5 protein-coding genes and 1 tRNA gene are annotated in these 7,465 nt (G+C 41.0%); 2 read left to right on the top strand and 4 right to left on the bottom strand.

Features of this window, described 5'->3' with window-relative positions:
* Window positions 1–308 precede the first annotated feature (308 nt).
* Both FCV43_RS17995 and FCV43_RS17985 read right to left on the bottom strand, forming a co-directional pair.
* Window positions 309–1,823, bottom strand: a complete 1,515-nt coding sequence (locus FCV43_RS17995) for a hypothetical protein (protein ID WP_136995928.1) — start codon at window positions 1,821–1,823, stop codon at window positions 309–311.
* A gap of 223 nt (window positions 1,824–2,046) precedes the next feature.
* Entirely contained in the window at window positions 2,047–3,150 is a 1,104-nt protein-coding gene (locus FCV43_RS17985; RefSeq protein ID WP_136995926.1) for a tyrosine-type recombinase/integrase, read from the bottom strand.
* Between the two features lie 861 nt (window positions 3,151–4,011).
* On the opposite strand from FCV43_RS17985, the gene FCV43_RS17980 reads away from it, so the two are divergent.
* Together FCV43_RS17980 and FCV43_RS17975 are read left to right on the top strand one after the other, a co-directional pair.
* Window positions 4,012–5,154: a hypothetical protein gene (locus tag FCV43_RS17980; protein ID WP_136995925.1), complete on the top strand. Its 1,143-nt coding sequence runs from the start codon at window positions 4,012–4,014 to the stop codon at window positions 5,152–5,154.
* 1 nt (window position 5,155) lies between these two features.
* Window positions 5,156–5,671: a hypothetical protein gene (locus FCV43_RS17975; RefSeq protein WP_136995924.1), complete on the top strand. Its 516-nt coding sequence runs from the start codon at window positions 5,156–5,158 to the stop codon at window positions 5,669–5,671.
* A 205-nt stretch (window positions 5,672–5,876) separates the two neighbouring features.
* Here the strand turns inward: FCV43_RS17975 and FCV43_RS17970 are convergent, their stop codons facing one another.
* Window positions 5,877–7,133: a tyrosine-type recombinase/integrase gene (locus FCV43_RS17970; protein ID WP_136995923.1), complete on the bottom strand. Its 1,257-nt coding sequence runs from the start codon at window positions 7,131–7,133 to the stop codon at window positions 5,877–5,879.
* Window positions 7,134–7,218: 85 nt separating this feature from the next.
* A tRNA-Ser gene (locus FCV43_RS17965) sits at window positions 7,219–7,309 on the bottom strand.
* Window positions 7,310–7,465: the final 156 nt, after the last annotated feature.

The following is a 7,465-nucleotide window of genomic DNA, read 5'->3' as shown; positions in this document are numbered from 1 at the left end:
CCCATTCCAGGGTGCTGGATTGATCAGAACGGCGACTTAAGGTGTTTGAGCGATCAGATTTAGCATATACCTATCAATCGCAGGGTGCAGGAGTGATCGGGGCGAGTAATTTGGATTCTTAGCAATTCTTAACCGAATTAAGAATTCTTAAAAAACGGTCTAAATTTTAAGAACTCCACCATGCTAGTGAAATGACACCGAGTGAATGGCTACTCAGTTTGTAATAGGCATTGCTAATTGCTCTTCTAGACGCTTGTTTTCCTGAGTTAGTAAAGTAAGTCAGTTAACTAACTTACTTATTTATTTACTTATTTTGGTGCTTTATCGGTGCTCTGGCTTGTTAACTGGTTATCGGATTCTTGCAGCAGAGCAATCTCATCTGCCATTTTATCTGCCAGTTCAGGTGGCAGATCTAACGTGGAGTTCAAGGCAGAGGCTAGATATTCGCTTTGCTTTTTCATCACACCTTTATCTTTGGCATTGATAGAAAGTAATACTTTCTTAAAAATATCAACCAGTTTTGGCACCAGAGCCTGTATTAAGTTTTGGCTGAGGGAGGTCAGCCTAGATGATTCCGTCTTAAGGTCAGATACTTCTATTTGCATCGTATCTCGCTCAACCTGTAGCTGACTTAACCTAATCTGCTCTTGCACTGCATTATTAGTCAGCAAGGTCAGCTCCTGCTCAACTTTTTTCTGCTTATTTACCAAATTAACGTGCTGCTTCTCTGTCAGCTCAATCTTGTTCTGAATCAGTTCTAACTGATGCGTGTGATAGTTGTAGCTGCGTTCGGACTTAGGAAGACTGGCCTCTCTGTTCATTTCTTGCCGTCTTTCTGACTGTTGTTCAGTCTCTGGCGCAAACGCCACATTGAGACCTTTGGCATGAAACAGGTGCTCATTTACAAAGTCTTTTACCATCTTTTGAAAAAAGCGCCCAAAGTCCCGTGATTCCTCACGGCTGAGCTTGCTGTCTTTAGGAAAGAAACCGTCAACTGAATACATGTGCCTGATGTACTCATTTACTACCTGTATCTGCCGTTTGTGCAGGTCGAACTCACCTGTTTCAGTATTCCGCCCCGAAAGAAAGTAGTGTGGGTGGCAACCTGTATCTTGCTCAACACTCCGCTCATCATCGTGACCAATAATGGCCTCAATTTGGTATTGTGGAAAATAATGAGTCAGGAACTTGCGCGTAAGTTCAATGTACTCTTTCAGACTTACGGTATCTAAACCCACTTGCCATTGATGAGGTACTTTTAAGATGCCTTCCTGTAAATAAACAGCATTCGTTGGTGCACGGCGATGAACCTGGTTGTGCGCGTTCAGATAGGTCTCCAGCATTTTAATCCGCTGCTTTTTCCGTTGCATGTTGAGTTTTCCAAACCTCTCTATTTTGGAATACGAGACATGACCATCAGTATCAAGAACGACCTGAAGAAACTCAGCAGCTTCGTTATTGTCCTTTTTCAATTCACTGGTAATCGCCTTTTTCATTTTCAGTTGGTATTGCCGATGCTGAGTCTGAAGTTTTCTCTGATTATGAATACGCGGAACAGGTGCAATACGATATAACAGATCCATACGCGTCTCTTCCGACCACGTATCTAATTGCGATAACTTGCCGTTACACCAGATAAGATTGTTAGCTGATAGTGCTTCATTCCATTCCAGCTTTTTAGTTGGTTTAGCCTTTGCCTGTGAATCTGCGAGAGTGGAGGTTATTCTGAGCGAATGCTTGAGCGATGCTTCACATTTAAGGCGACTCTCTGACTGGGATGTGTAGTTATACTTACCACAAAATTGACGGATATTCTGGTTCATTCTGACCTCCCCAGAGGGCAGGTACATCGAGAGTCAAGAGAGACTTCTCTTGCCCGTAGCTCACGTTCATCTTTTGCGAAGCAAAAGTGTGACGGGAGCGCATCGGGTTGCTGTCGCGTCCCACTTTTCAAGTGAGCGACTTTGGCACGACTAGTGCCAAATTTGGCAACGGTATTGCCATATGTGGCACTGACAATGCCACATATGGCAGGGAGGATAATACTCATAAAGCACCTCCCATAACGCCCTGAATGAGGGCTTTTAGTTCAGGCTTATCTTGCAGAGCACTCGCTAGCGCCAGCACATCAGATGAAACACTCGAAGTTTCCTTAACGGATATATTTTCAGAATACCCAAATGCGTCTGAAAGATGAGCCGCTGCGGCATTAGCAAAGTCGGGGGCGTCAGAGCGTATCCAACGGCCATAATGTTTATCTATCATATTTGTGCCAGTATGACCCATCTGGCGTGCTATCCAGTCTTTGCTAATGCCAGCCGTGAGATTTTGGCTAGCGTAGGTATGCCGCAATTGACCAACACCACGATGCTGAATTTCTGCTTTTTTCAGAAACGGAGTGAAGAAAGTTTTGCTAAATTGTTTAGCATTTAGGAACGGTTGGTTCGTATCGCAGTTATAAAACACAAAACGGACTTTTTCTTTTGTCCAAGTTTTATTATCGATTTGCAATAGAGACAGTACTCGTTTCCGTTTTGAGCCAGTGCATTTTAATTGCTCTTTCAGAAGCATTATTGCCAGTTCATTGAGTTCTACCGTTCTAACTGAGCCTTGTGTTTTCGGAACTTTATAATCGTTCAACACTTTTGCACGACGAACATACAGCTCTTTACGTTGCCAATTGATATCCTCCCAAGCTAGTGCTAATAACTCACTGATTCGGAGGCCTGTTAGTATATTTAACAGCACAGCATTTTTGCCACTAGAACATTCGGAGGTGGCGTCATTCAGTTTTTTGATTTCAGACTTGGTGAATGGATTTGGTTCTTTATTCGTGACAGTTAGGTTTTCAATTCCGTCCATCGGGTCACGCTCAATGATTCCATCGCGTATGGCACGCTTGAATACTGCTCTGAGAATAATGAGGAATTCATTGATCGATTTATTACTGTAGCGTCGGTGAAATGAGGTAATTAGGTCGTGAATATCACTGTGCCTAATCTCTGTTATCAAACGTTTCTTCAAGTGTTTTTTGAGTTTTCCCGCCTTACATCTATCCGATCTGAGTGTTGAAGGCGCGACGGTATGTACACGACTTTCAATGAATTTGTCGATGATGACATTAACCAATGTTGAATTGCTAGTTTCCACGTTAATTGCACTTAGGCAGCTAGTTGCTACTCTTCTATTTGAGAGCAGCTTATAGCCATAAAAAGCAAATTACAAATATGAAATTACTAATATTATTAATGGTTTAATATTAAATTTTCTGCTTGTCGTTTTTTATCAATGAGTTGTTTTTTTGAGATTTTTCAAAGTAGTCGGCGGACAAATCTATAGATGATATTTACATCCACCATCACTAATCAAAGTGGATCTAGGAGGGACATACGCGAAAACGTTTGAGGGTATTCTGATTTTTCGGACAATTTCTAATATTTGAAACTAGCTATTAGACCGAGACTTGCCTCGTTTCCTCAATGATGGGTTAATCTGATATTTTTCCCAAATGGGCGAGTTAATCTGACGTTTTTCCCAAACGGACGAGTTACTCTGACGTTTTTCCCAAACGGACGAGTTATTCTGACGTTTTTCCCGAGTGAGTCACTCGATACACTTTGCGCTATGTGTCGAGGCAGGCCAAATCAATGTTATCGAGACTTACAAAAGGAAAGAGACAAAAACTTGCTAGCGGTGATATTGCAACACATCCTTAGACATTTTAACTTTAGCGGTATTGCTAATTTCGCGTTTGAACGATTGGGTCAGGTATCGCATAGCTGTGTTGATAGTGAAAAGGCACTTTTATCTTTAGGTGACCAAATGACTTGAACCACTACAACTATACGTTTTTGTCTTATGAGCAAAAAACCACATAAGCGGAGTTCAAAGGCTCGAAATAATTCTTGGAGTAGCTCTATTTGTATATCCTCCCTACTATAGGTGGTAATATAACCATCTGAAAATAAATGCATTATTGATAAAGCTCGCAATAGCTTGGTGGGGTGACATATGGAAAATGGGCTGATTACTTTTTTTGAAATCGAAGAGTGTGGGTTCTACAGAAGTAAAAAATTAGGTGACTCCAAAAAACGTTCCTCTGTACATGTCAAAGGTGATCTAAAAGAAATCCTAGATAAAGTCATTGAATGGGCGAAGCCGAGAGATTTTTGCGAGACTCTTCCTTTCGATTCAGCCTCACACCCTAACCGTTCACATGTTTACTTCAAGGACTGTGAGGTATCGGCGGAAAATGGAGACCGATTGATTGTTTTTTGTAAAGCATTCTCCAATGACGAAGGCAAGTTAAGCGGTTTTGTCCAAGATGCGAAAGTCGGCAGTGCGAGTGGCGATGTAATCCAAGTCGAAAAAAATGCGAAAGGTAAAAAGTTAATCTATGGCGCGCCTATGTATTTTTGGTACATCCCAGAACAGAACTTAATCGCTTCAATCAAGTTCCCACATGCAATCGTAAACACAGATGAAATGTGTTGGTATATAAAAAGAAGTATTGAAAACTTTATCCCTGACGAGAATAAAGTTGTACACAATTCGACTCAGTTCAATCATTTTGCTAATAAAGATATTGATCGCAAGAACGTCACTTACAAATCACCGTGTGGCAAGTACTCAACAAAATTTTCATTTAAAGCAAAAATGAGAGAGTTAAATATTGATGATATCTCCCCTGATCACTTAGCCCCTTACATTACCCACTTAGTCATCAGAGAAACTATCTCTTCAGAAAAGAAAATTGAGAAAAATCCAGTTCTGTCACTATGGAATAAAGTTAATAAGAAACGAACGTCAACAAAGCCGAAAAAGCATGTAGAAATAATTGAAGAGGCAACTGTTACTGCTGACGAGTTACGAGATATCCTTAACATCTATAATGAAGAAAATGATGGTAGTAAGAATTCTGAGGGTGTGCCTTGGAATGATATAGGCTTTAGAACAAATGACGAAGACACCACAAAGTGGTTCAGTAACTATGTTGACCGAAGAAAAATCACACTAGATCCAACTCAGAAAATGGACGGTAGTTACTACCCTGCTAAAACGGTCATGAATACTTTACAAGATGTTCGTGAGTCGCTGCTAAACTTCTCGACAACTGGAGCAGCAGAACAGTACAGTCGAAAATACGGGGGCTAAAATGAAACTGAAAGATATACTTCTTCAGATAATATACATAACAATAAGTATATTTATTGCATACTTAGGTAGAGACTTTATTACCTTAACGGATCTAAAAAATTTAACAGGTACCTTACAGAATGTTTCTGCGGCTGTTTTTACGCTAGCGGGAATCTGGGTGGCTTATAGCTACCCAGAAGCTATTGCCCGATTTACTAATCCAGAAAAATTCAGTTTAATAAAAGGCACAGAACAAACCCAAAGAATCCGAAGCCTAGTTTTAACAATATTCTCATCGGCGTTAGTGTTAGTGGGGATAGTTTTGTTTAATTTACTTACCCCGTACATTCAGCACCTATGTAAGACCTTTGATTCTTATTTCTATATCAGAATCGCAGGTATTTCAGTGATCAATTACTTAGTATTCATCCAGTTACAAGCCATAATAAAAATAATGAGTAACAACCTTGAGTTCATCTACAGTCTGATGAAAGTTAAAGCAGAAAATGAAGCTCACGATGATCTAAGTAAGTAACGATTCCACTCAGAATTGGTAGAACCTGATGTTTGTCGACAGCCTTATGAGGAGCCAATGTATCCCATTAGATCGCTTACTTCACGTTACTGATAGGCTTAACTAAAAGAGAAAGGGGCATTTCTGAGTCAGGACTGTCTGTCGGGTTGCTATACCGCCTCACTTTTTTAGAGACGGTTTTTGTCGGTTTACTGTCAAGCTTATTTTACTGAGATGTGCTCAACTGAAAGCTATTCACAGCATCAACCAACTCTTCTGGGGATAGCCGTTTCGCATAATGTCCGTAGGTCATCGTATTGTGTTTATGCCCAATTATCTGAGCGACCACATGCTCTTCGATGCCCGCCTTTTGCAGTTCATCAACAACGGTATGACGGAATGAATAGGCGGTTGGGCGTTGTCCCGCTTTGAAATGACAGGCATCAAGAACATCACCAAAAACGTCACGGTAATCTTTTGACCAATCCAAGTCGTCTCCACGGGGAACTAGGTCAAAAAGCTGAATAGCACCTTGTTGTTTTCGTTGCTCTACATAATCAAGAAAGCGTGATTGAAGCAACTTCTGGTGTATTGGCACAACTCTGTTGGAAGCCGCATTTTTTAGGTGTTGGTTTTCCGCATCATCGGAAAAGTGGATACAAGGGATATGACCTAACGTGATGTCCTTGATGCGAAGTTGACAAGCCTCTGAAGGGCGGCAGCCTTGATGCATCTGTAACTTGGTTATCCAGTCAAATTGCTCACCTTGCTCACTATAGGCATGACTAGAGAATAGTTTCTTCAGCTCTATCGCTTTCCAACGCCTGCGCTGAGTTGAGCTATTTGTCTTCTTTGGTAGCTTCACCACCATAAATGGATTAGTTGCTATCAATTCTTTTGCCACACACCAATTAAAGAACTGCCGATTTGCGGCCAGATAGTCTTTTAAGCTCTTATGGCTAAGCTTACGCTGTATCAGTTCATCTCTGTAAGCCATGGCAAGGCTGTTACTTGGCTTTTCTTTCCCTTGGCTTAATAGATAGTTTAGAAAATCACTACAACGCTGCTGGAGCTGTTTAATCGTCAATCGGGTCACATTCTCAAGCTGCTTCGATTCAATGAACTGAACCAGCGCCTCTTTTCCAACACTTAGTCTCGGCGCTGTTGCCTTTGCTTCTACGGCAGGTCGCAGTATTGGTGCATTCGTCGTTGTCTCTGGTTGAGAACGATAATTTTGACGCAACTGATTAATACTATGAGTAAGCTCAGCTTTGAACTCGGCAAAACTTAATGCAGTGACTTTGGCTCTGTCGAAAAGAGCATGGAGTAATTGAACCTGTTCGATATTTCTCAGGTAAGCGACTTTACGTTCACGAGTTAGAAGAGAGAATTTAAACTCTTTGGGATAACCGCTGCTACGCAGTGAAAGTGGGGTGGCGATGCGTGTGTAGTATACGCTATTTGGAAGTCTCAATAAGTACATCTGTGCTACCTTTCTGTGCAAGATGATTTTCGAGGCTTTAGATACGAAAAAACCGCTGTAAAAACAGCGGTTTAATCTTTAAGAGTGGTGGAGGGATAGGGATTTGAACCCTAGAACCGCTATTAACGGTTGCCGGTTTTCAAGACCGGTGCTTTCGACCACTCAGCCATCCCTCCACAAATTTTTACTAAATATAAGCCTTATCTAAGATGCTTATTATCTAGTTTTTGTTTCTAGGCTTCCTTAAATGCAAAGGTAAATCTAAAAACTTTTTTGCTTTTATCTTTTTTATAAAGAGATAAAAACGAATAGGAGCCTGGCGATGTCCTACT

This window comes from Vibrio genomosp. F6, assembly GCF_005146325.1.
GTDB lineage: Bacteria > Pseudomonadota > Gammaproteobacteria > Enterobacterales > Vibrionaceae > Vibrio > Vibrio cortegadensis.
The sequence above is the reverse complement of the archived record's forward strand: the minus strand, read 5'-3'. Positions and strand labels throughout refer to the sequence as shown.

Coding starts and splice junctions, on each gene's coding strand:
- FCV43_RS17995 (WP_136995928.1), bottom strand. CDS start 1,823: ATGAACCAGAATATCCGTCAATTTTGTGGTAAGTATAACTACACATCC.
- FCV43_RS17970 (WP_136995923.1), bottom strand. CDS start 7,133: ATGTACTTATTGAGACTTCCAAATAGCGTATACTACACACGCATCGCC.
- FCV43_RS17980 (WP_136995925.1), top strand. CDS start 4,012: ATGGAAAATGGGCTGATTACTTTTTTTGAAATCGAAGAGTGTGGGTTC.
- FCV43_RS17975 (WP_136995924.1), top strand. CDS start 5,156: ATGAAACTGAAAGATATACTTCTTCAGATAATATACATAACAATAAGT.